The sequence below is a fragment of the Herbaspirillum sp. alder98 genome (genome assembly GCF_020179755.1).
Taxonomy (GTDB): Bacteria; Pseudomonadota; Gammaproteobacteria; order Burkholderiales; family Burkholderiaceae_D; genus Herbaspirillum.
In genome coordinates this window covers 347,265-373,110 of sequence record NZ_JAIUCY010000005.1, presented here as the reverse complement: position 1 = coordinate 373,110, position 25,846 = coordinate 347,265, and the positions used below count along the sequence as shown (strand labels likewise).

Genomic DNA, 25,846 nt, shown 5'->3' with positions numbered 1-25,846 from the left:
GTTAGATTTACCCCCGCCCACCCAGCCTGAGATGAATGGATCCCGCCAGCACTTTGCCCGCGATCATGAGGATTCTCCCCAGGCGTGATCATGTGAAGAAAAACCAGAATGACGACAATCGGTCCACGCGCCTATATCTCTACAGAAGGCATCAACATCCCTGCGCCAACAGCTGCTCTCCCGGCGCAGGTCACGGCATTGACCGTCGATCAACGCCAGAAACGGGGCGCAGATACGCCCGCCCGCATGCAGCTTGCCGGCAGCGCTCAATCCAAGCTGACCAACACCGCGCGGGCCATGCAACAAGCCGCGCATGAGCTCGGATCCGAATTCGTCGCCCTGGAAGCGACCCTGCGTCGCGAGGCGCAAGAGGAGGACGGCTCCGGCGCATTGATCAAGCGCAATCCGGTCAGGACAGGGTTCGCAAACCTGATGGAGAAGACCAGCGAGGCGACCAATTTCAGGCTCTTCCCGGGCAAGGAAAATGCCAGCGGCAAGGTGCGCCAACTGGCTGCCAGATTGATGGAAAAACAAGGGCCTTCGACCAACGCGTCCGCTGCAAGCGCCCAGTACGGCGAGCTTATCGAGCAGCTCAAGCTGGAGATGAAGCTGGTCACGCTCTTCTCGTACCATCCCGACCTGGCCGAGGTCATCGAACATGCCTGCCGGAGCAAAGGCGTCGCGGCACTGGGGCATCTGGCCGCCAGCAGTCCGAGCGTGGCGGTGACGATGGATGCGATTGACGACATGTTCCATCAGATAGTGAAGGCCCGCAAACCGGGCGAGTCGGATCAGGACATCACGCAAGCCTTGAAGGCGGCGACGGCCAGGCTGGAAGCATCAGGCGGGATCTTCGGCCGGGTATCGACCCGTATCAAGGAAAACCCGAGTAACAATGAAGAGATCGATGCCCGGACGGTCGGCAACTGGATCGCGCAGGGCAAGCCGGTTGAAACCACCGAGGCAGTCCGTTACGGGTTCATCAACAAGAGCCCGGAAGTGGTGACCACGGAGGATCAGGTCCTGCTGGAAAATTTATTGAAGGTGGCGGGAGTCGATACCGGCAAGGCGCCTGTCAACACGCCACTGCTGCTGCGGGAGTGCGCCATGCGCGAACACTTCAGCGAAACCACCGAGGCGCATCTGCGTGCACGACTGATTGTCGATCAACCCTTCGCCGCCAGGGATCCCCGCAAGGCGGATGTGGAAGCGACGCCCCTGCTGCATGGCGCTGCCACCGGGCACACCATGGTCGATATCGAGCAGGTGCCGATGCTGCTGGCACTCAAATATGTCATCTGCGGCAAGGAAGACCACGTGCATCGCGATGTGCTCGATATTCTGGATGACGCCAACATCGTCGCGGCCTTCTCGACGCGCAATCCCGAATTTGCAGCTGAGGTGTCGCAGGCGCTGCGCAACCCTGACAATGCGGCGGCGATGTGTCTGCACCGCAAGCTGGTGGCGGCCGAGTTGATGAACACCTTCCTCGAGGGCGGTTCGGCCTCGGAAACGGCCAAGGACGTCGCCCCCTACGCCGGCGCGGGCATGCTGATGGAAGGCATCAAGAACATGATGCCGGACGGCGTATTGAAATCGGTGGTGACCGAAAGTTTCCTGGGCGGCGCCGATCTGGGCGACAACGGCATGGGATGCATGGCCGAGCTGAGGTCGCAGGCAATGACCGTCAAGGGAATCGAAGTGGGCGGCATCGCCGATCTTTACGAAAAGACCTTCGGTCGTGCCGGCGCCAGCATGACGACCATGCTGTCGCATCTGGTCCTGCTGGGCGCGGGCGCGGCCCAGCCAGATAGCAAGTTGGCCGCGATGGCCGCGGCGATGGGTTTTGAAAAACCGGTCGGGCCACTGGCCTCCATCACCGAGACCCAGATGCAATCGTTCCTCACCGGTTCGGCGGTCAGCATCGGCATGACCACGATCTATTCCGCGGCCGGCGCGTTATCGTCCAACCCCGCAGTCCTGGCGCTGCTCGGCGCCGGCGCCATCATGGGCACCTCTATTTCGCCGGCAATCGGTTTCGGCATGTTGCATGCCGACCTTGCCCTGGCGGTGAAAATGCGACTTCACGATGAGACGCTGCAAGCGCCAGCGGATCTCGATATGCAGGATCATGCCGCAGTCACCGAGTTCTGCAGCAAGGAAGCCATGAATCAACTGATGATGCAGACCGGTAACGGTGCCGGCAACATCGCCTTCCTGCTGGCGCCGCTGGCGTCGAGCGCGAAGCTGATGGGGTTCGTGGTGCCGCAGGAATTGATCGACTTTGCGCTTGAGCCGCTCATGCCAGGCATGGAGAACATCGTCCGCGTCGTTGCGATGGATAGCCACGAGGCATCCAAGAGAGGCGCTATCAAGAAGATCAAGGAAAAATGCATCGACGAGGCAGCCCGGGGCAATACCGCGCCGATCACCCCGGACGAGTTTGACCACCGGACCCTGAACGCGCTCGACAAGATCGCAGCCGAGTGGTCGCTGAAGATAGCCAGCCCCTTCGTCAAGCTGTTGGGGCGCGGTGATTACCCGCATCTGGTGCCGCTGGCGCAACGCCCCCTGGCGGACGATGCTGCTCACTGACGGCGTTGCGCGCCGGCCGCGCTGCGCCGGGTCTCTGGCGGCCTCTCAGAAACAATGTTCCGGGGCTGGGAATGAACCATCCTGCACCGCCGCCACATAGGCCGCCAGCGCCGCATCGATACCGCTGGCGCCTTCCATGAAGTTGCGCACGAAGCGACTCTTGTGGCCTGGAAAAACGCCCAGCATGTCATGCATCACCAGCACCTGGCCCGAACAGTCGGGACCGGCGCCGATGCCGATGGTGGGGATCGCCAGGCGCTCGGTGACTTCCCGGCCGAGGGCGGCCGGCACTGCCTCGATCACGATCAGCGAAGCGCCGGCCTGCTGTAGCGCCAGGCCATCGGCCTGCAGCTGGGTGGCGCCGTCGCTGGTCTTGCCTTGAACCTTGAACCCGCCCAGCTGATGTACCGATTGCGGCGTCAGGCCGATGTGCGCACACACCGGGATGCCGCGCTCGGTCAGGAACCTGACCGTGTCGGCCAGCCAGGCGCCGCCTTCGAGCTTGACCATCTGGGCGCCCGCCTGCATCAGCACGGCCGCATTGCGGAAAGCATCCTCGCGCGTGGCGTAGGTGCCGAATGGCAGGTCGGCGATGACCAGCATCGCGCCGGCGCCGCGCACTACGCTGGCCGTGTGATAGGCAATGTCGGCCAGCGTCACCGGCAGGGTCGAGCCATGGCCCTGGCAGACCATGCCCAGCGAATCTCCGATCAATACCGTGTCCACGCCGGCGCGATCCATCAGGGTGGCGAAGCTGGCGTCATAGCAGGTCAGCATCGAGATTTTTTCGCCCTTGTTGCGCATCGCCTGCAGCGTATGTGTCGTGACCGGCTTGCTGCGCGCGGCCGAACCGGATTGCTGAAGATAACCTGCCATCGTTCAAACTCCCTGATTAAGAAAGGCACGCTTGCCGCGCATCGCTTCGATGTGCAGCAGCAGCGTCTGGAGGTCGGCGTCCTTGTGCGCCGGGTCCAGGTGCTCGGTGTTGATGGTCAGCACCGGCGCCTCTTCATAGTGATAGAAAAAGTTGCTGTAGCCCTCCGACAGGCTTTGCAGGTACTCCGCCGAAATCGCCTGTTCCATGTCGATGGCGCGTTGCGCGATGCGACCCTGCAATACCTCCACCGGCGCCTGTAGATACAGCACCAGGTCCGGCACCCGCACCTGCGCCCGCAACTGCGCATGCAATTGCTGGTAGAGCAGCAACTCGGCTTCGGGCAGGGTCAACTGCGAGAACAGCATGTTCTTCTCGAGCATGAAGTCGGCCACGAAACGCTGATCCAGCAGTGCCTCGTCCAGCGGCGCCTGCAACTGCTGCAGGCGCTGCAACAGGAAGCAGGTCTGCGTCTGGAACGCAAAACGCGGGGCGTCGCGGTAGAACTCGGCCAGAAACGGGTTGGCCTCGGGTTGCTCCAGCAGGGCATGCGCCCCGAACAGGGTCGACAGGCGTTGCGCGAGCGAAGTCTTGCCGACCCCGATGGGGCCTTCAATGGCGATATAACGATAGCTGTCCAGTTCCATGGATGTCCTGTTTGAAGTTCGGAGATCGGGTACCGGCGGGTGCGGCATTGTAATTTATTTTTCCGCTGCCGCCGTAGCGTGTTGTCGAGCGCTAGTTCGTTGATTAAAGAGAATTTATGTGGTTATTTTGGCAATTTTTAGTTTGAAATAATGTGGTGTCCCTGACAATTCGGTAGTAAATGGCCCTTTATTCGAAAGAAAGCGAGGCCCGGTGACACTGCAAAATGGGTTAGCCCATTGATGGGTCTGCCTCGCCCGCGTTTGCGACCGGAGATAGACACGCCAGTGGCACCAATAGTGCCGCGGAGGAATCCAGACCCCGCCACAGAGGGATAAAACAAAGACAACAGGAAGGATCAGGGATTGAAATCGCTACGTCATGTCTTGCCGGTGTTATGTGTGCTCAACCTGCTGCTCTTCATGATGCTGGCCGGTCGCTGGTGGCTGGGCGCGCTGGTTGGTCTGTTCATCGGCGGCGCCTTTTACCTCACCTGCCTGCCGGCGCCGGCGCAGGCAAAGGAGGACTCGCCGAAGGACGCTCCTGACGGCCTGGCTGCCCTGTTGCATCAGGTGCTGCCGGTGTGGCGCGGGCACGTCGAACTGGCGCGGACCCAGACCCAGAGCGCGATCGATACGCTCACCACCCGTTTTGCCGGCATCAACGAACGCCTCGGCCGCAGCCGGCAATTGTCACAGGACGCCCGCAGCGCCGAGCTGCAGCAGTTGCTGCAAGGCGCTGGCGAGCAGCTGGGGGTGCTGGCCAAGGCGCTCGAGAGCGTACTGGCGTCCCGTCAGTCGCTCCAGGGCAAGCTCGAAGGCCTGGCGGCGGCCAATGACGAAATTCGTCAGTTGGCGTTGCAGAACGAACAACTGGCCGGGCAGACCGGCGTGAGCGACCTGCTCAGCAGCCAGCAAAGCTGGCAGGAGCTGGCCGAACGGGCGGCCGCCAACAGCCGCCAGATCGTGCTGCGCACCAAGGCCGCCCGCCAGCAGATCCAGGCGGCGGTGATGGCCGCTGCGGACCTGCCGGATGGCGCCGACGGCATCGTCGAGCATTCACATGCGGCAATCGACCGGGTGCTGGCCGGGTTTGGCCAGGCGGCCACCACCCTGGCCAATACGGTGGACCAGATGGCAGCGGAAAACCGGGCGGTCGACCAGGAAGTGAGCGACATCCTGGTCAACCTGCAATTCCAGGATCGCATCAGCCAGATACTCGCGCAGTTGCAGGGCGACATCGTGCGCCTGCAAGACAGTGCGCCTGCGGCCGCGCTGCCGTCGCCGCAGCAATGGCTGGCCGAACTCGAGAAGACCTATACCACCCCCGAGCAACGCCAGGTGCACGCCGGCGGCGGGGCCCGACCGACGCTGCAGTCGCAGGTCGACTTCTTCTGATGGAGCCACGCATGGAAAAGAGCATTTTGATCGTCGACGATTCATTCAGCCTGCGCCAGACCATCTCGATCGCCCTCAAGGCGGCCGGCTATAACGTGGTCGAGGCCAGTGATGGCCGGGATGCGCTCGCCAGACTGGATGGACGCAAGTTCAATCTGGTCATTTCGGATCTCAACATGCCTAATCTGGACGGCCTCAGCTTCGTGCGCGAAATGAAGCAGATGACGGCTTATCGTTTTACGCCGGTGATCATGCTCACCACCGAAAGCGGCGAAGCGCTCAAGCAGGAGGGCAAGGCGGCCGGCATCCGGGCCTGGGTCCACAAGCCGTTCCAGCCGACGGTGTTGCTTGAAGCGGTCGCCAAACTGGTGCTGCCCTGAATGATGGATACTGTTCGATGCCATTGAAGCATTCCTTCCAGCAAGACCGGTCGCTGTTGACGTTCAACGGTGGCTTCACGATTTTCCAGGCGGCCGAGCGCAAGCCTGAACTGTTGCACATCCTGGCGCGCAGCGAGGGGACGCTGGCGCTGGACCTGTCCGGAGTGGACGAGATCGATACCGCCGGGGTGCAGCTGCTGTTGCTGCTGCGGCGGGAAGCGGCAGCGCTGCAACGCGCGGTTGATGTGGTGGCCTACAGTCCGGCCGTGCTGGCGGTATTCGACCTGCTGCAATTGCATTCGCTGTTTTTCGCGGCGCCGCCGACATCCGGCGCGAAGGGGGACGCATGAAGAAGGATTCGGCACGCGACGCGGTGGTGCAGGAAGCGCGCGAACTGCTGGTGGCGATGGAATCGGCCCTGCTCCAGATCGAGCTGGATGGCCCGTCGCGCGATGCCATCAATGCCATCTTTCGTGCCGCCCATACCATCAAGGGATCGGCTGGCCTGTTCGCCTTCGACAGCATCGTCCAGTTCACGCATCTGGTCGAGAGCGTGCTCGACCGCGTCCGAAATGAACAACTGGCGCTCGACCCGCGCCTGATGTCATTGCTGCTCAGGTGCGGTGACTACATCGGTGAATTGGTCGACGCCATCGAGCGACGCGAGGAAGACAGCGAGCCCGACCTGCCGCGTCGCACTGAACTCGAAGCGTCGCTGAACCTGTTGCTGAGCATGCCTGGCGACGCCGCAGCGGCCGTCGCGCCAGGTGCCAATCCGGCCGCGCCGTCATCGATCGCAAGACCTGCTGCTGTTGCTGCCACCGCCGGTTCGCCAGGCGCTGCCGCGTCCAATCCTTATTGGCACCTGTCGCTGCAGTTCAATCAGAACGTCATGCGCGACGGCCTCGATCCCGTGTCTTTCCTGCATTACCTGCGCACGCTGGGGCGTATCGTGGCGATTGTCACGGTGCACGATGACCTGCCGCCGGTGGCGCAGATGGACCCGGAGACCTGCTATCTCGGTTTCGAGATCTGCCTGATCTCGGACTCGAGCCAGCAGACGCTCGAGAACGTGTTCGAATTCGTGCGCGACGACAGCCGCATCGAGATCATTGCTCCGCATAGCGCGCTGTCGGCCTATGGCGCGGTGCTGCAGCGGCTGGCCCAGCCCAGCGCGCTGGCGCTGGTGCAGGCCTGGCACGTGCATGGCGCCTTGAGCGCCGACGAGCTCGATGGCCTGGGTGCCGTGCCGCGTGACGAACTGGGTGACCTGGTGGTGTCGGCGGCCGAGATCGATCCGGTCGTGCCATTGCCCAGGTCGTCCGATGGCCGCAGCGCGACCGCCGGCGGCGGGCGTCCCAGGCTGCTGGAAGAGCGCCGCGCGCAGGAGCAGAAATTCATCAAGATCGAGGTCGCCAAGCTGGATCAACTGATCGACCTGGTGGGCGAACTGGTGATCGCCGGCGCCGGTGCGCGCCTGATCGCACGGCGTCGCAAGGATAGCCAGTTCGAAGAGGCGACCCAGTCCATCCACGACCTGATGGAACAGATTCGCGATGCCGCGCTGACCCTGCGCATGGTGCAGATCAACGAGGTATTCCAGCGTTTTCCGCGCGTGGTGCGCGATCTGGCGCACGACCTCGACAAGGACATCGAACTGGTCATGACCGGCGCCGACACCGAACTCGACAAGTCGATGGTGGAACGCATCGCCGAGCCGTTGATGCACATCGTGCGCAACGCCATCGATCACGGCATCGAGACGGCGGCGCAGCGCGTGGCCAGCGGCAAGCCGGCCAAGGCCACGTTGCAGCTCAACGCCTCGCACGAGTCGGGCAGCGTGGTCATCGAGGTGATGGACGATGGTCGCGGCATGGATCGCGATCGCATCCTGGCCACCGCAGTGAGCCGGGGGCTGACCACGGCCGACGCCGATCTGTCGGACGCCGAGATCTTCCGCTTCATCTTCGAACCCGGTTTTTCCACCGCGCGGCAGGTCACGGCGTTGTCCGGGCGCGGCGTGGGAATGGATGTAGTAAGACGCAACATCGATGCCTTGCGCGGCGAGATCGATATCGATACCCAGGCCGGGGTGGGCACCGTGGTGCGGGTGCGCCTGCCACTGACGCTGGCGATCATCTCGGGCTTCCAGGTGGTGGTCGGCAATGCCGTCTTCGTGGTGCCGCTGGACATGGTGGTCGAATGCATCGACATGCCGCAGCACGATGGCGATCACCATATCGTCTCGGTGCGCGACGAGGCGTTGCCCTATGTCCCGCTGCGGGAGCTGTTCGACCTGGCCGACCAGGGCCGCGGCCGCAAGAGCCTGGTGATCGTGCAGTACGGCCAGCAGCGCGCGGGCCTTCTGGTCGATGGACTGCTGGGCGAGTGCCAGGCCGTGATCAAGCCGCTCGGCATGCTGTTCGGCAAGGTCAAGGGATTGTCGGGCTCGACTATCCTGGGTGACGGCCGGGTGGCGCTGATACTGGATGTGCCGCACCTGATCCACTACACGCAGCAGCATGATCAGCATCAGATGGCACATGCGCCCCAGCTGGAACGCAGCAGCATGTCCGAATCGTGAACGACCCCAGATAGGGACGCAAGATGAAGAAAACATTGACCCAAAGGATGAGCATCAAGCAGCTTTTCATCTGGCTGGCGCTGGTCCTGTCGCTGCTGGTGGCGGTGGTCATCAGCCTCACCGGCGCGCTGCGCGAGGCCAACCTGGCGCTGGAGCATGCGCATGAGTCGCGTTATTACTCGGCCACCCTGGCCAACGAGTTGCGACGTACCACCGAGGACATGACCAAGTTCGCCCGGGCCTATGTGACCACGGGCGATCCCAATGACGAAGAGCGCTACGCCATGATCGTCGACATCCGCAACGGCAAGCGCGCGCGGCCCCAGAACTACGATCGCTTCAACTGGGACCTGGTCATCGCCCGCAAGATCGTCGACGGCAAGGATGCACGCCCGGTGCCGCTGGCCGAGCTGATCAAGCAGTCCGGTTTCACCGAGCAGGAACTGGCCAAGATGCGCGACGCGCTGCAGGTCGCCGATCAGCTGTCCAAGGTCGACATCACGGCCTTCCATGCGGTCAAGGGCGAGTTCGACGATGGCGAGGGCAAGTTCACCGTGGTCGGCGCACCGAACCAGGCGATGGCGCAGGAGCTGGTGTTCGACCAGAACTATCGCAACCTGTTTGGTCGCGCGATGAGTCCGATCAACGATTTCCTGCGGCTGGTGGACGAGCGTACCCAGGCCAAGGTGCTGCATGCCCAGCAGCAGTATGGTCAATTGCAGTTGAAGATATTCTGGCTGCTGGCGGCGTCGGTGCTGGTGCTGTTCCTGTGCCTGTGGTTTGCGTATTACACGATTCGCTCGCAGATCGGCGGCGAGCCGCGTGATGCCATGGCGGTGCTGCGCCGGGTGGCCGAGGGCGACCTCACCGTCAATGTGCCCCTGTCGGCCCGGGACAAGGTCAGCGTGCTCTACAGCACCCAGCAGGTGATCAACAAATGGACCGATGTCATCGGCGATGTCGGCGGCACCGCCACTTCGCTGGCGTCGGCTTCGGAGCAGATATCGTCGTCGTCGCAGGCGTTGTCGCACAATGCGTCGCAGCAGGCGTCCAATGTCGAGGAAACCAGCGCCTCGGTCGAGCAGATCACCGCCACCATCGCCCAGAATGCCGAGAACGCCCGCACCACCGACAATATCGCCAGCCTGTCGGCGCGCGCCGCCAGTGACGGCGGTGATGCCGTACGGGAAACGGTGGTGGCGATGAAGCAGATTGCCGGCAAGATCGGTATCATCGACGATATCGCCTACCAGACCAATCTGCTGGCGCTCAACGCGGCCATCGAAGCCGCGCGCGCCGGGGAGCATGGCAAGGGGTTTGCGGTGGTGGCGGCCGAAGTGCGCAAGCTGGCCGAACGCTCGCAGGTGGCGGCGCAGGAAATCATCGCCGTGGCAGAGCAGAGCGTGGGGTTGGCCGAGAAGGCCGGCGGGCTGTTGAACCAGATGGTGCCCTCGATCCGCAAGACGGCCGACCTGGTGCAGGAAATCGCCGCCGCGTCCCAGGAACAATCGGCCGGTTTGGAACAGATCAACAATGCCGTGCACCAGATGGCGCAGACGACGCAGATGACCGCGTCGGCGTCGGAAGAGTTGTCGTCGACGTCCGAAGAGATGAGCGCCCAGGCGATCCATCTGCAGGACCTGATGCGCTTTTTCAGGGTAGGGGAGTCACGCGGGGCTTCGTTGCGACCGAGCGCGGCCGTCAACGAGCCGACGGTGATCAGTCCGCATGCGCGGGCGCGGCGGCTGTCGATGCTGGACAACGCGGACCAGCCGGTCGACGAATCGTCCTTCAAGCGCTTTTGAATTCGGCAGGATAGTGGTACAGCAAGGGTCGGGCACGGGGGTGTCGGACTGAACCGGGGGTGGGATATGAAGCTGTCGAACAAACTGACGCTGTTTTTCTTGCTGGGCGCCGTGATCACATTGGGCGTCGGCACCCAGGCCGCATACAACCTGTACAAGGTCAACAATCTGCTGCAGGATATCTACCGCTCCAACCTCAAGACCATCGTCTACCTCAACGACACGCGCAAGTTCGCCCAGGAGGCTTTCCTGAGCATGATGCTGTTGCAGAAATCCCAGGAGGCGGCCGAACGCAGCCGCAATGCCGCCATGGTGGAGCGCCAGTTGCAGGAGATGGTGGCATCCTACGTGGCGTACCAGGGCACCACCGTCCTGTCGCAGCTGGAGGCCGATCTGCAGCGCCAGGCCGATCGCATCCTGGCCGACTACCAGCGGGTGCTCTCTGAGGCGCGCACGACGGTGTTGCGCGGTATTCCCCAGGACAGCGCCGAGATCGAGTTGCATGCCGAGCGCATGCGCAACCAGCTGCAATTGCTGACCGAGGAAAACGTGCGCCAGGCCACCAGCAACAAGCAGCTCGCCGACGATCTGCAGCGCCGCAATATCATCGAGCTGGCGGTGGTCACGTCGATGGCGGCGCTGATCGCACTGGCCATGGGGCTGTATGTGCGCTTCCTGTTTGCGCGCCAGATCGGTGGCGATCCGCGCGAGGCGATGATGAGCCTGCGCCGCGCCGCCGAGGGGGACATGACGGTGCGTTTCAAGGTATCGCGCTGGGGGCATGGCAGCATGCTGCACAGCGCCCAGCAGATGACCGAGCGCCTGGGCGGTGTGCTGGGCGACGTCAACCAGGCCACCACCATGTTGGCCAACGGTGCCAGCCAGCTGGCGGCTGCGGCCATGCAACTGAGCGATAACTCGTCGCGCCAGGCGTCGGACGCCGAAGAGACCGGCAGCGTGGTCGAAGAGATGACCGCCACCGTGCTGCACAACACCGACAATGCCAACAAGACCAATGCGATCGCCGGCGACTCGGCTCGCATGGCCAGCGAAAGCGTGCAGGTGGTGCGCGACACGATAGATGCGCTGCGCGCCATCGCCGGCCAGATCGGCGTGATCGACGACATCGCCTACCAGACCAACCTGCTGGCACTGAATGCCTCGATCGAGGCGGCCCGCGCCGGCGAACACGGACGCGGCTTTGGCGTGGTCGCCGGCGAAGTGCGCAAGCTGGCCGAGCGCTCGCAGGCGGCGGCCCAGGAGATCGTCGAGGTGGCCCGGCGCAGCACCGAGCTGGCCGAGCGGGCCGGTGAGCTGATCGATGGCGTGCTGCCGTCGATCCAGCGCACCGCCGACCTGGTCGACGATATCTCGTTCTCGGCGCGCGAGCAGAATTCCGGGCTGCTGCAGATCAATACCGCGATCACCCAGATATCGGCGGCGGCCCAACTCAACGCGGCCGCCTCCGAAGAACTGTCGGCCACCTCCGAAGAGATGAGTTCGCAAGCGCTCAACCTGCGCGAGCTGATGGGCTATTTCTCGCTGCAGGGAGCGCGCTCGGAAGTGCTCTACCAGCGAGAGCTGGCCAGCGCCAGGGCCGCGGCGCTAGGGGCGGCATGAGCGCCGTCAGGTTCAACCAATACAGCCAGATCGGCAACAGGAGAAAGCAATGCCCAGTGTGACGCTCAATGGGGCCTTCGCCAGGAACAGGCAACCGGAAGTGGTGGTGGAAAGCCGCCAGTTCCTCACCTTCATGGTGGGCAGCGAAAGCTTTGCCATGCCCATCGACCGGATTCGCGAAATCATCGAATTCGGCGGCCTGACCGAGATTCCGCTGATGCCCAGTTTCCTGCGCGGGGTCATCAACCTGCGCGGGGCGGTGGTGCCGGTGATCGACCTGTCGGTACGCTTCGGGCGCGCGCCGACGGTGTTTGCCAAGCGCACCTGCATCATCATCATGGAGCTGGAGCAGGACGACCAGCCACTGCTGCTCGGGGTCATGGTCGATGCGGTAAGCGCGGTGCTGACCCTGGATGCCACCAGCGTCGAGCCGCGACCCTCCTTTGGCGCCGGCATTCGCGCCAGTTTCATCGAGGGCATGATCCGGATCAACGAACGCTTCGTGGTGGTGCTGGATGTCAGGGAAGTGCTGTCGGTGGATGAGTTGTCGAGTTTGCTTGGCATGAGTGCCGACGGGATCCTGGCCGGTGAGGATCGGTCGGAACTCAATGGCGGATGATGCCATGACGCCAGCGCCGATGACGCTCATGCAGGATGTCAGCGATCGCGAGATGCTGCTGTTCCAGCAATTGTTCAAGCGTCACATCGGCCTGCATCTGCCGGTCTCGAAGAAGGCCTTGCTGCAGAGTCGCCTGGGGGCGCGCATGCACGAGCTGGGGCTGGTGCGCTTATCCGACTACCACGCGCTGATCGCTGGCGACGCCAACGGCGTCGAGCGGCAGCGGGCGATTGACCTGATCACCACCAACGAGACTTATTTTTTCCGCGAGCAGGCCCATTTCGATTTTGTCGTGCGCGAACTGTTGCCGGCCTGGGGCAAGCGCCCGCAGCTGCGGGTATGGAGCGCGGCCAGCTCCACCGGCGAAGAAGCCTATACGCTGGCCATGTTGCTGGATCAGCATCGGCCGCGCGGCGGCTGGTCGGTGTTCGGTTCCGATATCAGCCTGCGGGTGCTCAGCTTTGCGCGCCGTGCGTTGTATCCGATGATGCGCGGGCAGAATATTCCGGCGCCGTTGCTGAAGCGCTATTGCCTGCGTGGCACCGGCGAGTACGAAGGGCATTTCCTGATCGAGCGCGCGTTGCGCAGCGCGGTCGAATTCGATCAGCGCAACCTGACGGACCTGGCCGCCACCGACGATGGCCAGTTCGATCTGGTGTTCCTGCGCAATGTGATCATTTATTTCGATTTCGAGACCAAGCTCAAGGTGGTGAGCGATGTGATCGCCCGATTGCGGCCGGGCGGTTATCTGGTGGTGGGACACTCCGAGTCGCTGCACGGCATGCAGCTGCCGATCGAGATGCATTCGCCGTCGGTCTACAGGAAGCCGTCATGATCGGCGTGCTGGTGGTCGACGATTCGTCGGTGGTGCGCCAGTTGATGCAGGAACTGTTGGCCGGGAGCAGCGACATCGAAGTCATCGCGACTGCCTCGGATCCGATCTTTGCCATGCGCAAGATGCGCCAGCAGTGGCCGGACGTGATCGTGCTCGACATCCAGATGCCACGCATGGATGGCATCACTTTCCTGAAGCAGATCATGGCGATCCGGCCGACGCCGGTGATCATCTGCTCCACCCTCACCGAGGGCGGCGCGGCGGTCACCATGGAGGCGCTGGCGGCCGGTGCGGTCAGCATCATCACCAAGCCGGCGCTGGGGGTACGAGATTTCCTGCATGACGCTTGCGATGACCTGGCCAATGCGATCCGCGCGGCGGCGTCGGCCCGGCTGGCGCGTACTGGTGCCTTGGCAAGCAGCGAGTTGCCGGCATGGCCGATGCCCGCAACGGTCACTAACAACCTGCAGCGCCACACGGCCGACGTGGTGCTGGCTGCGCCGGGGGCGACCGATGCGTTTCATCCAGCAACCGAGCATATCGTCGCCATCGGCGCATCGACCGGCGGGCCGCAGGCGCTGGAGGCAGTCCTGGCGGGACTGACGCCGCGTTGTCCCGGGGTGGTGGTGGTGCAGCATATGCCGCAACGCTTTACCCGCAGCTTCGCCGAGCGGCTGGATCAGATATCGGCAGTCGAGGTCAGGGAAGCACAGCACATGGACCTGGTCCTGCCGGGACGGGTCCTGATTGCACCGGGCGGCATGCATCTGATGGTGCGCCGGGATGGCGTGCAGTACTACGTCGAGGTGGTTAATGGACCATTGGTGAGCCGGCACAAGCCATCGGTCGACGTGCTGTTTCGCTCGGTGGCGAAATCGGCTGGTAGCAATGCGGTAGGCATCATCATGACCGGCATGGGCGACGACGGTGCGCGCGGACTCAAGGAGATGTCCGAGCGCGGCGCTGCCACCTATGCACAGGACGAACGCAGCAGCGTCGTCTTCGGCATGCCGAAGGAAGCAATCCAGTTGGGTGGCGTCGGTGGCGTCATCTCCCTTGCAAACATTTCTGCATTGATTGAAGACTATGCCTACCGCAAACCAGAGTAAGCAGATCGAGTCGGCGCTGGTGGTCGACGACAGCGCGCCGCAGCGCCAGCACACGGTGCGCCTGTTGCAGGAGCTGGGGGTGGAGGTCATCTACGAGGCCGGCAATGGCAACGAGGCGCTTGAATTGCTGGCGCTGCTCAAGTTGCCGCCGGGCCTGGCGGTGATCGATCTGGAGATGCCGGGCATGGATGGTATCGAACTGATCCAGCAGTTGCAGCAGAAGGGCGTGGAGATGCCGCTGATCGTGGCCTCCAGTCGTGAAGCCTCGTTGCTGCAGTCGGTCGAGACCATGATTCAGGCGCTGGGCATGAATGTGCTGGGCGCGTTGCAAAAACCGCTGAGCAGCGAAAAGCTCATGTCGGCGCTGCACGCCTTCAAGCCGGGCGGCAACGTCAGCCAGAAACGGGCCGACCCGGGACCCGCGATCTGCGAAGATGATCTTGCCCTGGCGATCGCCGAGCGCCAGATCGTGCCCTTCTATCAGCCCAAGGTCGATGTGCAGACCGGCATCCTGAAGGGCGTGGAGGCGCTGGCGCGCTGGATCCATCCCGAGCGTGGCGTGATCCCGCCGGACCATTTCATCCCGCTGGCCGAGGCTTGCGGCCTGATCCATGACCTGACCATCGCCATGATGGATCAGGCGATGCAGCAGGCGGCCGTCTGGCACAGTCGCGGCCTGCCGATCAAGGTGGCGGTGAACCTGTCGCCGCTGTCGCTGGAGCAACCCGATTTCATGCAGCGCATCCTCGACCTGCTGGGGCGCCACTCGCTGGCGGCCGATCGGCTGGTGCTGGAGATCACGGAAGGATCGGTGGTGGCCAACAAGGGCAACTCGCTGGGCATGCTGGCGCGGCTGCGGCTGAAGGGCTTCGGCTTGTCGATCGATGACTACGGCACGGGTTTTTCGTCGATGCAGCAACTGGCGCGGATTCCCTTTACCGAACTCAAGATCGATCGATCATTCGTGCATGGGGCGCATCGGCGCAAGAACCTGCGGGTGATCCTGCAGTCGGCGCTGGACATGGCGCAACGGCTGGAACTGGTGACCGTGGCCGAAGGTATCGAGACCATCGAGGACTGGCGACTGCTACAGAGTTCCGGTTGCAATATCGGCCAGGGCTATCTGATCGCCAAGCCGATGCCGGCCAATGAATTGCCGATCTGGCTGAAAGGCCATCACCGCCGCCTGCCCGAATTGCGGGTGGAGGGCGACGACGGCATCGCGCGCCCCGAGTGATTCAGAGCCTGGCGATGGCCTGGTCGGCCACGCCCGACAGGCAAGACTGTGCGGCGCCATGGCCGGGGATGACGATGGCCGGCGCAATTTCAAGCAGGGGAACCAGGACGAAGGCGCGTTGCGTCATGCGCGGGTGGGGCAGCGTCAGCTCGGCGCTGTCGAGGCGTTGCTCGCCATGCAGCAGCAGGTCCATGTCGAGCGTGCGAGGGGCGTTGCGATAAGAGCGCTGGCGGCCATGCTGCCGTTCGATCTCTTGCAGCGCATGCAGCAAGGCCTGCGGCGTCAGGTCGGTGGCCACCGCGGCCACCGCATTGACGTAGTCGTCGCCACCGGCATCGACCGGCGCGGTGCGGTACAACGAAGACTGATCCAGCAGGCGACAACCGGCAACTGATGCCAGTTGCGCAATCGCCTGCTCGACGCTGGCACGGGCATCGCCCAGGTTGGCGCCAATGCCGATATAGGCCGTCACCGACATCGACCGTTCAATCCTGATCGGACGGTCCCGGGCCGGCATCGCCGGCGGGCTTGCGACGCCGCGTGCGGGTCCGGCTGCGTGGGGCGCGTGGGGCGGCAGCGACGTCATCCTGAGCGGGGGCGGTGGCGGGGGCAGCAGCGGCAGGTTCGGCGCGTGCCTCGCTTTCGCCGTGCTCGTGGCCGCCATCCGGCGCACCGGTTTCACCATCGGCGCGCGAGCGGCCGCGGCCACCGCGACGCTTGCGTTTCTTGGGCGCGCCGGCGCTCGATGCGCCATCGGCCGGCTTGCGCGCCAGCAGTTCTTCGCGCTCGGCGCCGCCGCCATTCATGAAGTCGGTCCACCACTGCGACAGTTCGGTATCGAGTTCGCCCGACTCGCAACGCAGCAGCAGGAAGTCGTACCCGGCGCGCAGGCGCAGGTGTTCCAGCAGCTTGTACGGCGCCTTGCCGGTGCGCCGTTCGAAGCGCGGCTGCATGGCCCAGATGTCGCGCATGTCGGAAGCGATCTTGCGTTGCAGCGCCAGCTTGTCGGTCTGCGCTTCGAGCACGTCGTCAGCGGCCAGGTGCAGCGCCGGGATCGGGTATTCGCCAGCGGCCTGGTAGGCGCGCCACTTCTCGAGCACCTGGTGCCACAGCAGCGAGGCGAACAGGAAGCCGGGTGACACCGGCTTGCCCTGGCGCACCCGTTCGTCGGTATTGGCCAGCGCCAGGGTGACGAACTTCTCGCCCAGCGGTTGTTCCAGCACCACGTCGAGCAGGGGCAGCAAGCCGTGATGCAGGCCTTCCTTGCGCAACTGCTGCAGGCAGGCCAGGGCGTGACCGCTCATGAGCAGCTTGAGCATTTCGTCGAACACGCGTGCCGCCGGCACGTTGTCGATCAACGGCGCCATCACCCGGATCGGCTGGCTGCTGGCCGGGTCGATGTTGAACTTGAGCTTGGCCGCGAAGCGCACCACGCGCAGCATGCGCACCGGGTCTTCGCGATAGCGGGCCTCGGGTTCGCCGATGATGCGCAGCGTCTTGGCGCGGATGTCGGCGATGCCGCCGTGGTAGTCGAGCACGGTCTGGGCGGCCGGGTCGTAGTACATGGCGTTGATGGTGAAGTCGCGCCGCACCGCATCTTCGTGCTGTTCGCCGAAGGTGTTGTCACGCAGCACGCGGCCATGCTCGTCCTTGGGCGAGGCATCGGCCGAGGCGCCACGGAAGGTGGTGACCTCAATCAGCTCCTGGCCAAACATCACGTGCACGATCTGGAACCGGCGACCGATGATGAAGGCGCGCCGGAACAGTTGCTTGACCTGCTCCGGGGTGGCGTTGGTGGCCACGTCGAAGTCCTTGGGCTTGATCGACAACAGCAGGTCGCGCACCGCGCCACCGACGATGAAGGCCTTGAAGCCCGCCTCTTGCAGGGTTTGCGTCACGCGCACGGCGTTGGGCGACACCAGCTGCGGGTCGATGCCATGCAGCTTGGGGCCGAGGATCTGCGGCTCGGTAGAAGACACCACCGGCGCCTCGACCTTGGCGCGGCCGCGGCCGATGATCGAGCGAATCAGTTTTTTGATCATTGGGCGTGGCCGTCGAAGAGATCCAGCACCGGCCAGCCGCGCGCCTGGGCGTGTGCCAGCAGCTTGGCATTGGGGTTGGTGGCGACCGGGTGGGTGACGCGTTCGAGCAACGGGATATCGTTCTGCGAATCGCTGTAGAAGTAGCTGCGCTCGAACTTGGACAGGTCATGCCCCAGTTGATCGAGCCAGGCTTCGGTGTGGGTGATCTTGCCGGGGCCGAAGGTCGGCGTGCCCAGCAGCTTGCCGGTGAGGTTGCCGGCCTGGTCCAGCTCGGGCATGGCGGCAATCAGGTGAACCTTGCCGAATTGCTCGGCAATCGGCTTGGTCACGAAATGGTTGGTGGCGGTGACGATGGCCACCAGGTCGCCATCGGCCAGGTGCTTCTGCACCAGCGCCACGGCTTGCGGCAGGATCGCCGGTTGCACCACTTCAGCCATGAACTGGCGATGCATCTCGTCGAGTTGCGTGCGCGGAAACCTGGACAGGATGCCGAACGCGAATTCGAGGTACTTGTACGGATCGAGGGTGCCGGCCTGGTAGTGCGCGAACCAGGCGTCGTTGGCCTGGCGGAAGCTGTCGGCTTCGACTGCGCCGGTGCGGGCCAGGAACTCGCCCCATTCATGGTCGGAGTCGAGTGGAAGCAGGGTGTGATCGAGATCGAATAAGGCGAGGTTCATTGTTGTTCGGATTCCTGTTGTATCAGCTCACGCAGCAGGGGCAGCGTGATGGCGCGCTTGGTCGCCAGCGAGTAGCGGTCGAGCGCATCGAGCATGCGCGACAAGGATGGCATGTCGCGCCGGTAATGGGTCAGCATGTACTGCAGCACGCCCAGCGGCACTTCCATGCCACGTGCCAGCGCCGCATGCAACAGCGCGGCGATCTTTTCGTCGTCCGACAGGTCGTGCACCTGGTAGATCAGGCCCCAGCCCAGCCGGGTGCGCAGATCCTCGCGCATTTCGAGGCGGGTCGGGGGCAGCTTGCCGGTCGAGATCAGCCAGCCGCCCTGTTCGCGAATCTGGTTGAACAGGTTGAAGGCGGCGACCTGCGTTTCGTCGGGCAACTGGTCGACATCGTCGATGAGGTAATGCGACACCTGCGGCGTGTAGTCGAAATCCTGTTCGGGAGCGGTCGCGCCGATGAGCCGGGCGTGCTCGCCGACTTCGCGGGCGATGGCCTGCAGCAGGCTGCTCTTGCCCACGCCGCTTTCAGCCCACAGGTAGAGAAAACGGTCGGTGCTGGCACTGACGATGTGACTGGCGCGGTCCGGCCCGACCAGCAACTGTTGCAGTCGTTGCAGCAGCTCCTGGTTGCGACCGGCGATGATGGTCTCGAAGCTTTGCGGGCGGTCCGCGCTGAGATCGAGCGGAATCTGTTTCATGGCTGACGGTTATAGAAATTACTGGCAAGGTATTCGCGGCGCACATGCAGGGCCAGCACCGAGAGAATCGCCGACGCCGGCAGCGCCAGCAAGACGCCGACGAACCCGAACAATTGGCCAAATGCCAACAAGGCAAAAATGACCACCAGCGGGTGCAGCCCGATGCGTTCGCCGACCAGTTTCGGGGTCAGGATAAAGCTTTCCAGCACCTGGCCGGCGCCATAGATCAGGGCGACCCACAGCAGCCCGTAGACGCCGTCGAACTGCAGCACCGCCGCCAGGATCGCCAGCACCAGGCCCAGTCCGAAACCCACATAGGGGATGAATACCAATATCCCGGTCAGTACGCCCACCGGCAGCGCGCTGTCGAAGCCGGCCGCGCTCAATGCTGCTGAATAATAGATCGCCAGAACCAGCATGACCAGCAATTGTCCCCGCAGGTATTGTCCCAGCAGGTCGTCGACCTCGGTGGCCATCAGGTTGACCCGTCCGGCCCAGCGGCGCGGGATCATCGTCTGCATGCGCTTGAGGAAGGGGTGCCAGTCCTGCAGCAGGTAGAACAGCACCATCGGCACGAACAGCAGGTTGGCCAGGCCGGCCAGCAGGGCGGTGCCGCCGACCCGCAGCGACGCCAGCACCGACGCCCACATCTCGTCGCTGCTGGTGCTGATCTGCTGGGTCAGGAGCGCCTTGATGCCGGCCATGTCGAGGCGTACCTCGATGCCCAGTTGATGCAGGCGCGGCGAGACGAAGGCGTTGAGCTGGTCCAGCAGCGGCGGAATCTGCGCCTGCAATTGGGGAATCTGGCGCAGCACCAGCGGCACCACGATCAGCACCAGCGCCAGCATCGCCAGCGCCAGCAACAGCACCATGATGGAGACGGCGACAAAGCGGGGAATCCGCAACGGTCCGATGCGCTTGCGAGCGATCCAGTCGACCCCTGGATTGAGGGCGTAGCCGATGATGCCGGCGGCCACGAAAGGCGACAGCATGGGGCCTAGCGCCACGAGCAGGGCGAGTAGCAAGAACCCGACGATCAGCCACACCAGATTTTGTTTTTGCTCGTCAGACAAAGAAAAAGGCATGGAATCGGGGTTTGAGGGTGTCGGTTTTGTTAAAATCACGGTCTGGCAGGGGCTAGAAGCCCTTGAATTTCCCTATTTTACCGTCTTCAGTGGCAATATCATCATGACTTCATCTACCAATGTGTCCCTTTCCTACCGTGACGCTGGCGTCGACATCGATGCCGGCGACGCCCTGGTCGAGGCAATCAAGCCGTTTGCCAAGCGCACGAGCCGCGAAGGCGTGCTGGGCGGCATTGGTGGTTTCGGCGCCCTGTTCGAGATCAGCAAGAAATTCAAGGAGCCGGTCCTGGTGTCGGGCACCGACGGCGTCGGCACCAAGCTGAAGCTGGCCTTCCACCTGAATCGTCACGATACGGTCGGTATCGACCTGGTGGCCATGAGCGTCAACGACATCCTGGTGCAGGGCGCCGAGCCGCTGTTCTTCCTCGATTACTTTGCCTGCGGCAAGCTGGACGTGCCATCGGCCACCGATGTCATCAAGGGCATCGCGGCTGGCTGCGAACAGGCCGGTTGCGCGCTGATCGGTGGCGAAACCGCCGAAATGCCGAGCATGTACCCCGACGGCGAATACGACCTGGCCGGCTTTGCCGTCGGCGCGGTCGAGAAATCGAAGATCATCGATGGCAGCAAGATCGTGCCGGGCGACGTGATCCTGGGCCTGGCGTCCTCGGGCGCACACTCCAACGGTTATTCGCTGGTGCGCAAGATCCTGGACGTCGCCAAGCCTGACCTGAATGCCGATTTCCACGGCCGCAAGCTGGCCGATGTGCTGCTGGCGCCGACCCGCATCTACGTCAAGCCGCTGCTGGCGCTGATGGAGACACTGGAAGTCAAGGGCATGGTCCACATCACCGGTGGCGGCCTGGTCGAGAACATTCCCCGCGTGCTGCGCGATCACCTGACCGCCGAACTGGACGCCAAGTCCTGGACCATGCCGCCGCTCTTTACCTGGCTGCAACAGCATGGCGGCGTGGCTGACGCCGAGATGCACCGCGTCTTCAACTGCGGCATCGGCATGACCGTGATCGTCTCGAAGGAAAACGCCGACGCTGCCGAAGCGCAGCTGAAGGCCGCCGGCGAGACCGTGTTCCGCATCGGCCAGATCCGCGCCCGCGCCGAAGGCGAAGCGCAGACCATCGTGAAGTAAGTTCGGATGGCCGCGGCCCGACCCTGAACGGGCCGCACCAAAGAAAATGGCTGCAAGCAATTGCAGCCATTTTTTATTGCCAAAAGGAAAATAGGCTCAGGTAGCCTGTTCGGAATCGCCGTCCTGCTGCGCCAGAGTCTGGCGCGGCACCGCCTGCGCTTCGCGGGCGACGCCATGGGGCGGCGGCACGCGTACCGGTTCGCTGTGCTCGGACGAAGACGACAGTACATTGAGCGTGGCCTCGGGGGCGGCATCCCAGACCGGGTCGTCGATAGCCTCGAACACGCGCTTCAATTGCGCACCCCAGCTGCGGCGAATCATCTGGAAATACTGGTTCTGCTCATCGATGGTGACAAAACGCGTCACCGCCAGCTCGTCGGTGTTGTAGACCAGCAGGTCGAGCGGCAGGCCGACCGAGATATTGGACTTCAGCGTCGAGTCCATCGAGATCAGCGCGCACTTGGCGGCTTCGTCGAGGGTAGTCTGCGGCGTGACCACGCGGTCGATGATGGGCTTGCCGTATTTGGCTTCGCCGATCTGGAAATAAGTGTTTTCGTCGTGCGATTCGATGAAGTTGCCGGCCGAGTACATCTGGAACAGGCGGCAGCGCTCGCCCTTGATCTGGCCACCGAAGATGATGCTGACGTTGAAGTCGATGCCGAACTTGTTGAGTTCGCCCGCTTCGCGGTCGTGCACTGCGCGGATGGCATCGCCCAGGATCTGCGCCGCTTCGTACATCGACGTGGCGGTCCAGATGCTGCGGCCGTCGGTATTGGTGCGATCACTCAACAGTTGCCTGATGGATTGCGAGATCGACAGGTTGCCGGCGGTCATCAGGATCATCACGCGATCGCCTGGATTCTCGTAAACACTCATCTTGCGGAAAGTGCCGATGTGATCGACGCCCGCATTGGTTCGAGAATCGGACAGGAATACCAGGCCGCTGTTCAGGCGCATGGCAACGCAATAGGTCATGATGTGATCTGCTAATGTAAAACGCGAATTTTACAGGAACCCCGTTCGCGCAAAAGCGCGCCCGGGTGTTTCTGTCGCCGAGTATCTACACTAACGGCACAATTTTGAATTTTCTTAGGTGCGTTGCCTGAATAGGCAAATTTTCATGCTGCCAAAGGAACAAGAAAATCGCGGCTGATCCGATTGCCCAGCTCGAAGATGCGTTCGAGAAACACCGTCAGGTAATCGTGCAGGCCGGCGTCGAGCACTTCTTCGATGCGGGCGAATTGCAGGTCGGCATGCAGCTTGCCGGCGAAACGCTCGGTATCGGCCGACACGTCGTTATGCACATTCTTCAGGTTCGACAGCACCTGGCCCATGCAACCCAGCAGCGATCTTGGCATGTCGGCGCGCAAGATCAGCAATTCAGCGACCCGCTCGGGCGTGATGACATCGCGATACACCTTGCGATAGATCTCGAAGCCCGACACCGAACGCAGGATCGCCGCCCAGTAGTAGAAGTCGATCTGGGCGCTGTCATCATCGCTGCCCTGCGATTGGGATTGCGACTGCCCTCCCTGGCTTTGACTCTGGCTTTGGCTCTGGCCTTCCTTGGCGCCGTGGAACTTGACGTCGATGATGCGGGCGGTGTTGTCGGCCCGCTCAAGGAAGGTGCCCAGGCGGATGAAGTGAAACGCCTCATCCTTCAACATGGTGCCGATGGTGACGCCACGCGAGAGGTGCGAACGGTGCTTGACCCATTCGAAGAAATCACTGGGATTCTGCTCCAGCGCATTGGTCTGCAGGTACGACTGCATCTTGATCCAGGTGGCGTTCTGGATTTCCCACGCTTCGGTGGTCAGGGCGCCACGCACGGCACGCGCGTTCTCACGCGCCTGGCGCAGGCAGGCGGCAATCGACGACGGGTTGTCGGGGTCGCGCACCATGAAGTCGATCACATCCTTTTGCGTGACCTGCTTGTACTTCTGGTCATAGCCGTGCAGCAGTTCGGAGATGCCCAGCACGGCGCGCCAGCCCTGTTCGGCGTCGTCGGTCGATTGCGGCAGCAGCGCGGTCTGTACATGCACGTCGAGCATGCGGGCGGTATTTTCGGCGCGCTCGGTGTAGCGCGCCATCCAGAACAGGTGATCGGCGGTACGGCTCAACATGTCATTTCTCCAGAATCCAGGTGTCCTTGGTGCCGCCGCCCTGCGACGAATTCACCACCAGCGAGCCCTCCTTGAGCGCCACGCGCGTCAGGCCACCCTTGACCATCGTCACCTGCTTGCCGGACAACACGAACGGGCGCAGGTCGAGGTGGCGCGGCGCGATGCCGGCGTCGACATAGGTCGGGCAGACCGACAGCGCCAGCGTGGGCTGGGCGATATAGCCGTCGGGCTTGGCGATGATGCGGGCACGGAAGTCTTCGATTTCCTGTTTGGTGGAGGCGGGGCCGACCAGCATGCCGTAGCCGCCCGCGCCGTGCACTTCCTTCACGACCAGCTTGTCCAGATTGGCCAGCGTATAGGACAGGTCTTCCTTCTTGCGACACTGGAAGGTCGGCACGTTGTTGAGGATGGGTTCTTCCGACAGGTAGAAACGCACCATGTCCGGCACGTAGGGATAGATCGACTTGTCGTCGGCTACGCCGGTGCCGATGGCATTGGTCAGCGTCACCTTGCCGGCGCGGTACGCCTGCAGCAGGCCCGGCACACCCAATGCCGAATCGGGACGGAACGCCAGCGGATCGAGGAAGTCGTCGTCGATGCGGCGATAGATCACGTCGACCCGACGCGGGCCGCGGGTGGTCCGCATGTAGACCACATTGTCCTTGACGAACAGATCCTGCCCCTCGACCAGCTCCACGCCCATCTGCTGGGCCAGGAAGGCGTGCTCGAAATAGGCCGAGTTGTACATGCCGGGTGTCATCACCACCACCACCGGATCGGTCACGCCGGCCGGCGCCACCGAGCGCAGGTTGTCCAGCAGCAGGTCGGGATAATGATCGACCGGGGCGATCTTGTGGCGGGTGAACAGGTCCGGGAAGAGCCGCATCATCATCTTGCGGTTTTCCAGCATGTACGACACGCCCGATGGCACCCGCAGGTTGTCCTCGAGCACATAGAACTCGCCCTCGCCGGCGCGCACGATGTCGACCCCGGCGATGTGGGCGTAGATGTCGTTGACTACCTTGACGTCCTGCATCTCGCGCCGGTACTGGGCGTTCTGGAAGATCTGCTCGGCCGGAATGATGCCGGCCTTGACGATCTTCTGCTCATGATAGATGTCATGAATGAACATGTTGAGCGTCTTCACGCGCTGCACCAGCCCGGCTTCGAGCTTGGCCCATTCGGCCTTGTGGATGATGCGCGGGATGATGTCGAACGGGATCAACCGCTCGGTGCCGGCGTCGTTGCCGTAGACGGCGAAGGTAATGCCGACGCGGCGGAAGATCAGGTCCGATTCGGCCCGCTTGCGGGCGATGGTCTCGGCCGACTGGGACGCCAGCCACGTAGCGAATTGGCTATAGTGCTGGCGCACGTCCGGCGAAGCGCCAGCGGCGCCGCCTGAGTACATCTCATCGAAAAAATTTGCCATAAGTTTGATTCTTTTTCCTGCTGAAGAAAGAACTCTTCTTGGGTTGAGTTGTGACAAACGAGGCAAGGAGAAGCTGCACCTGCGTGCGTGAAACAAGACTATCAGAGGCCTTAGTTTTTGGACAGTGGAAAGTTCATCCAGACCCTCGGCCCGTCCGGCGCCGGCGCATTGGCTGACAGCCGGCTGTCGGATTCGTCCGACGCGCCAGCCCTCGATTGATTAACTTTTCCGGTCGCATCAAACAGTTAGAACTCCACATCCAGTTCATCGATATCCTCCGGCTCCTTGCGGGCGGCGGTGATCCATTCCTGCATTTCCGGCATGGCCATGATGCGCTTGCCGTAGGCGGTGCAGATCGGGTCCAGCTTGACATCGTAGGTCACGAAGCGCGTCACCACCGGCGCGTACATGGCGTCGGCCATGCTGCGCTGCTCGCCGAACAGGAAGGGACCGCCATATTGCGCCAGGCATTCCCTCCAGATGGTGGTGATGCGAGTGATGTCGGCTTCGGCGCGTGACCAGACCTTGAAATTGGGAAAGTGTCCCTTGAGGTTCATGGGCAGCGCCGCGCGCAGGGCGGCAAAACCCGAATGCATCTCGCCGCACACCGAACGGCAGTGCGCGCGGGCGGCCTGGTCGGCCGGCAGCAGCTTAGCCGACGGTCGGATTTCGTTAAGGTATTCGGCAATGGCCAGGGTGTCCCATACCAGCACCGACCCATGTTTCAGGCTCGGCACCAGGATCGACGATGACAGCAGCAGGATTTCGGCGCGTGCGGCGGCGTCGTCCGGCGGCACGATGTCTTCTTCGAACGAGAGGCCGGCGAAGCGGGCCAGCAGCCAGCCGCGCAGCGACCACGAAGAATAATTCTTGCTGGTGATGCGCAAAGTCGTTTTAGGCATGTCAGTCCTTTATCGGTTTTCTATCGGGTTTGACTTTGAG

The 25,846-nt window shown here is 63.1% G+C and carries 22 protein-coding genes and 2 pseudogenes; 13 read left to right on the top strand and 11 right to left on the bottom strand.

Going from position 1 to position 25,846, the window contains the following annotated elements:
* The first annotated feature begins 108 nt into the window (after positions 1-108).
* On the top strand, positions 109-2,595 hold the full coding sequence (locus LBW87_RS14415) for a hypothetical protein (protein ID WP_225202176.1): 2,487 nt from the start codon (positions 109-111) through the stop codon (positions 2,593-2,595).
* 45 nt (positions 2,596-2,640) lie between these two features.
* Here LBW87_RS14415 and panB read toward each other — a convergent pair whose 3' ends face one another.
* Both panB and LBW87_RS14405 read right to left on the bottom strand, forming a co-directional pair.
* Positions 2,641-3,471: a 3-methyl-2-oxobutanoate hydroxymethyltransferase gene (gene panB, locus LBW87_RS14410; protein WP_225202175.1), complete on the bottom strand. Its 831-nt coding sequence runs from the start codon at positions 3,469-3,471 to the stop codon at positions 2,641-2,643.
* Between the two features lie 3 nt (positions 3,472-3,474).
* A complete protein-coding gene (locus tag LBW87_RS14405; RefSeq protein WP_225202174.1) occupies positions 3,475-4,116 on the bottom strand; it encodes a deoxynucleoside kinase in 642 nt (213 codons plus the stop codon).
* 363 nt (positions 4,117-4,479) lie between these two features.
* On the opposite strand from LBW87_RS14405, the gene LBW87_RS14400 reads away from it, so the two are divergent.
* From LBW87_RS14400 to LBW87_RS14350, 11 genes and pseudogenes are all read left to right on the top strand, one after another.
* The gene (locus tag LBW87_RS14400; RefSeq protein WP_225202173.1) at positions 4,480-5,511 is read left to right on the top strand and encodes a chemotaxis protein; all 1,032 of its coding nucleotides are present in this window, start codon (positions 4,480-4,482) and stop codon (positions 5,509-5,511) included.
* 11 nt (positions 5,512-5,522) lie between these two features.
* On the top strand, positions 5,523-5,891 hold the full coding sequence (locus tag LBW87_RS14395) for a response regulator (protein ID WP_225202172.1): 369 nt from the start codon (positions 5,523-5,525) through the stop codon (positions 5,889-5,891).
* Positions 5,892-5,908: 17 nt separating this feature from the next.
* Positions 5,909-6,241, top strand: a complete 333-nt coding sequence (locus LBW87_RS14390; protein ID WP_225202171.1) for a lipid asymmetry maintenance protein MlaB — start codon at positions 5,909-5,911, stop codon at positions 6,239-6,241.
* Positions 6,238-8,475, top strand: a complete 2,238-nt coding sequence (locus LBW87_RS14385; RefSeq protein WP_225202170.1) for a chemotaxis protein CheA — start codon at positions 6,238-6,240, stop codon at positions 8,473-8,475. The genes LBW87_RS14390 and LBW87_RS14385 overlap by 4 nt, the downstream gene beginning before the upstream one ends.
* A 23-nt stretch (positions 8,476-8,498) precedes the next feature.
* The gene (locus tag LBW87_RS14380; RefSeq protein WP_225202169.1) at positions 8,499-10,280 is read left to right on the top strand and encodes a methyl-accepting chemotaxis protein; all 1,782 of its coding nucleotides are present in this window, start codon (positions 8,499-8,501) and stop codon (positions 10,278-10,280) included.
* Positions 10,281-10,346: 66 nt separating this feature from the next.
* Positions 10,347-10,718, top strand: a pseudogene (locus LBW87_RS24065) (MCP four helix bundle domain-containing protein); the annotation flags it as partial.
* Between the two features lie 75 nt (positions 10,719-10,793).
* A pseudogene (locus LBW87_RS23915) lies at positions 10,794-11,825 on the top strand (methyl-accepting chemotaxis protein); the annotation flags it as partial.
* A 124-nt stretch (positions 11,826-11,949) separates the two neighbouring features.
* Positions 11,950-12,519: a chemotaxis protein CheW gene (locus LBW87_RS14365; protein ID WP_225202168.1), complete on the top strand. Its 570-nt coding sequence runs from the start codon at positions 11,950-11,952 to the stop codon at positions 12,517-12,519.
* Between the two features lie 4 nt (positions 12,520-12,523).
* Positions 12,524-13,354, top strand: a complete 831-nt coding sequence (locus LBW87_RS14360; RefSeq protein WP_225202167.1) for a CheR family methyltransferase — start codon at positions 12,524-12,526, stop codon at positions 13,352-13,354.
* Positions 13,351-14,463: a protein-glutamate methylesterase/protein-glutamine glutaminase gene (locus LBW87_RS14355; RefSeq protein ID WP_225202166.1), complete on the top strand. Its 1,113-nt coding sequence runs from the start codon at positions 13,351-13,353 to the stop codon at positions 14,461-14,463. Before LBW87_RS14360 ends, LBW87_RS14355 begins: the two co-directional genes overlap by 4 nt.
* A complete protein-coding gene (locus tag LBW87_RS14350; protein ID WP_225202165.1) occupies positions 14,441-15,700 on the top strand; it encodes an EAL domain-containing protein in 1,260 nt (419 codons plus the stop codon). The genes LBW87_RS14355 and LBW87_RS14350 overlap by 23 nt, the downstream gene beginning before the upstream one ends.
* Before the next feature lies 1 nt (position 15,701).
* On the opposite strand, the gene folK is transcribed toward LBW87_RS14350, so the two are convergent.
* From folK to LBW87_RS14325, 5 genes are read right to left on the bottom strand one after another with little or no spacing between them, the layout of a single operon-like run.
* Complete coding sequence (gene folK, locus LBW87_RS14345) at positions 15,702-16,178, bottom strand: 2-amino-4-hydroxy-6-hydroxymethyldihydropteridine diphosphokinase (RefSeq protein WP_225202164.1); 477 nt, start codon at positions 16,176-16,178, stop codon at positions 15,702-15,704.
* Positions 16,179-16,185: 7 nt separating this feature from the next.
* Positions 16,186-17,742 (bottom strand): polynucleotide adenylyltransferase PcnB, encoded by a 1,557-nt coding sequence (gene pcnB, locus LBW87_RS14340; RefSeq protein ID WP_225202163.1) that lies wholly within the window; start codon positions 17,740-17,742, stop codon positions 16,186-16,188.
* On the bottom strand, positions 17,739-18,419 hold the full coding sequence (locus LBW87_RS14335; protein WP_225202162.1) for an HAD family hydrolase: 681 nt from the start codon (positions 18,417-18,419) through the stop codon (positions 17,739-17,741). The genes pcnB and LBW87_RS14335 overlap by 4 nt, the downstream gene beginning before the upstream one ends.
* Complete coding sequence (gene hda / locus LBW87_RS14330; RefSeq protein ID WP_225202161.1) at positions 18,416-19,120, bottom strand: DnaA regulatory inactivator Hda; 705 nt, start codon at positions 19,118-19,120, stop codon at positions 18,416-18,418. Before hda ends, LBW87_RS14335 begins: the two co-directional genes overlap by 4 nt.
* A complete protein-coding gene (locus LBW87_RS14325) occupies positions 19,117-20,205 on the bottom strand; it encodes an AI-2E family transporter (protein ID WP_225202160.1) in 1,089 nt (362 codons plus the stop codon). Before LBW87_RS14325 ends, hda begins: the two co-directional genes overlap by 4 nt.
* Before the next feature lie 103 nt (positions 20,206-20,308).
* On the opposite strand from LBW87_RS14325, the gene purM reads away from it, so the two are divergent.
* Positions 20,309-21,352 carry a phosphoribosylformylglycinamidine cyclo-ligase gene (purM, locus tag LBW87_RS14320; protein WP_225202159.1) on the top strand — a complete coding sequence of 348 codons (1,044 nt, stop codon included), beginning with the start codon at positions 20,309-20,311 and terminating at the stop codon, positions 21,350-21,352.
* 96 nt (positions 21,353-21,448) lie between these two features.
* Here purM and LBW87_RS14315 read toward each other — a convergent pair whose 3' ends face one another.
* The 4 genes from LBW87_RS14315 to LBW87_RS14300 all read right to left on the bottom strand — a co-directional run bounded on the left by LBW87_RS14315 (position 21,449) and on the right by LBW87_RS14300 (position 25,806).
* Complete coding sequence (locus LBW87_RS14315; RefSeq protein ID WP_225202158.1) at positions 21,449-22,327, bottom strand: peptidase; 879 nt, start codon at positions 22,325-22,327, stop codon at positions 21,449-21,451.
* 143 nt (positions 22,328-22,470) lie between these two features.
* Positions 22,471-23,475, bottom strand: coding sequence for an alpha-E domain-containing protein (locus LBW87_RS14310; protein WP_225202157.1), 1,005 nt, complete (start codon positions 23,473-23,475; stop codon positions 22,471-22,473).
* 1 nt (position 23,476) lies between these two features.
* The gene (locus tag LBW87_RS14305; RefSeq protein WP_225202156.1) at positions 23,477-24,904 is read right to left on the bottom strand and encodes a circularly permuted type 2 ATP-grasp protein; all 1,428 of its coding nucleotides are present in this window, start codon (positions 24,902-24,904) and stop codon (positions 23,477-23,479) included.
* A gap of 245 nt (positions 24,905-25,149) precedes the next feature.
* Positions 25,150-25,806 (bottom strand): glutathione S-transferase family protein, encoded by a 657-nt coding sequence (locus LBW87_RS14300; protein ID WP_225202155.1) that lies wholly within the window; start codon positions 25,804-25,806, stop codon positions 25,150-25,152.
* Between the last annotated feature and the right edge of the window lie 40 nt (positions 25,807-25,846).

Coding starts and splice junctions, on each gene's coding strand:
- LBW87_RS14415 (WP_225202176.1), top strand. CDS start 109: ATGACGACAATCGGTCCACGCGCCTATATCTCTACAGAAGGCATCAAC.
- panB (WP_225202175.1), bottom strand. CDS start 3,471: ATGGCAGGTTATCTTCAGCAATCCGGTTCGGCCGCGCGCAGCAAGCCG.
- LBW87_RS14405 (WP_225202174.1), bottom strand. CDS start 4,116: ATGGAACTGGACAGCTATCGTTATATCGCCATTGAAGGCCCCATCGGG.
- LBW87_RS14395 (WP_225202172.1), top strand. CDS start 5,523: ATGGAAAAGAGCATTTTGATCGTCGACGATTCATTCAGCCTGCGCCAG.
- LBW87_RS14390 (WP_225202171.1), top strand. CDS start 5,909: ATGCCATTGAAGCATTCCTTCCAGCAAGACCGGTCGCTGTTGACGTTC.
- LBW87_RS14385 (WP_225202170.1), top strand. CDS start 6,238: ATGAAGAAGGATTCGGCACGCGACGCGGTGGTGCAGGAAGCGCGCGAA.
- LBW87_RS14380 (WP_225202169.1), top strand. CDS start 8,499: ATGAAGAAAACATTGACCCAAAGGATGAGCATCAAGCAGCTTTTCATC.
- LBW87_RS14365 (WP_225202168.1), top strand. CDS start 11,950: ATGCCCAGTGTGACGCTCAATGGGGCCTTCGCCAGGAACAGGCAACCG.
- LBW87_RS14360 (WP_225202167.1), top strand. CDS start 12,524: ATGACGCCAGCGCCGATGACGCTCATGCAGGATGTCAGCGATCGCGAG.
- LBW87_RS14355 (WP_225202166.1), top strand. CDS start 13,351: ATGATCGGCGTGCTGGTGGTCGACGATTCGTCGGTGGTGCGCCAGTTG.
- LBW87_RS14350 (WP_225202165.1), top strand. CDS start 14,441: ATGCCTACCGCAAACCAGAGTAAGCAGATCGAGTCGGCGCTGGTGGTC.
- folK (WP_225202164.1), bottom strand. CDS start 16,178: ATGTCGGTGACGGCCTATATCGGCATTGGCGCCAACCTGGGCGATGCC.
- pcnB (WP_225202163.1), bottom strand. CDS start 17,742: ATGATCAAAAAACTGATTCGCTCGATCATCGGCCGCGGCCGCGCCAAG.
- LBW87_RS14335 (WP_225202162.1), bottom strand. CDS start 18,419: ATGAACCTCGCCTTATTCGATCTCGATCACACCCTGCTTCCACTCGAC.
- hda (WP_225202161.1), bottom strand. CDS start 19,120: ATGAAACAGATTCCGCTCGATCTCAGCGCGGACCGCCCGCAAAGCTTC.
- LBW87_RS14325 (WP_225202160.1), bottom strand. CDS start 20,205: ATGCCTTTTTCTTTGTCTGACGAGCAAAAACAAAATCTGGTGTGGCTG.
- purM (WP_225202159.1), top strand. CDS start 20,309: ATGACTTCATCTACCAATGTGTCCCTTTCCTACCGTGACGCTGGCGTC.
- LBW87_RS14315 (WP_225202158.1), bottom strand. CDS start 22,327: ATGACCTATTGCGTTGCCATGCGCCTGAACAGCGGCCTGGTATTCCTG.
- LBW87_RS14310 (WP_225202157.1), bottom strand. CDS start 23,475: ATGTTGAGCCGTACCGCCGATCACCTGTTCTGGATGGCGCGCTACACC.
- LBW87_RS14305 (WP_225202156.1), bottom strand. CDS start 24,904: ATGGCAAATTTTTTCGATGAGATGTACTCAGGCGGCGCCGCTGGCGCT.
- LBW87_RS14300 (WP_225202155.1), bottom strand. CDS start 25,806: ATGCCTAAAACGACTTTGCGCATCACCAGCAAGAATTATTCTTCGTGG.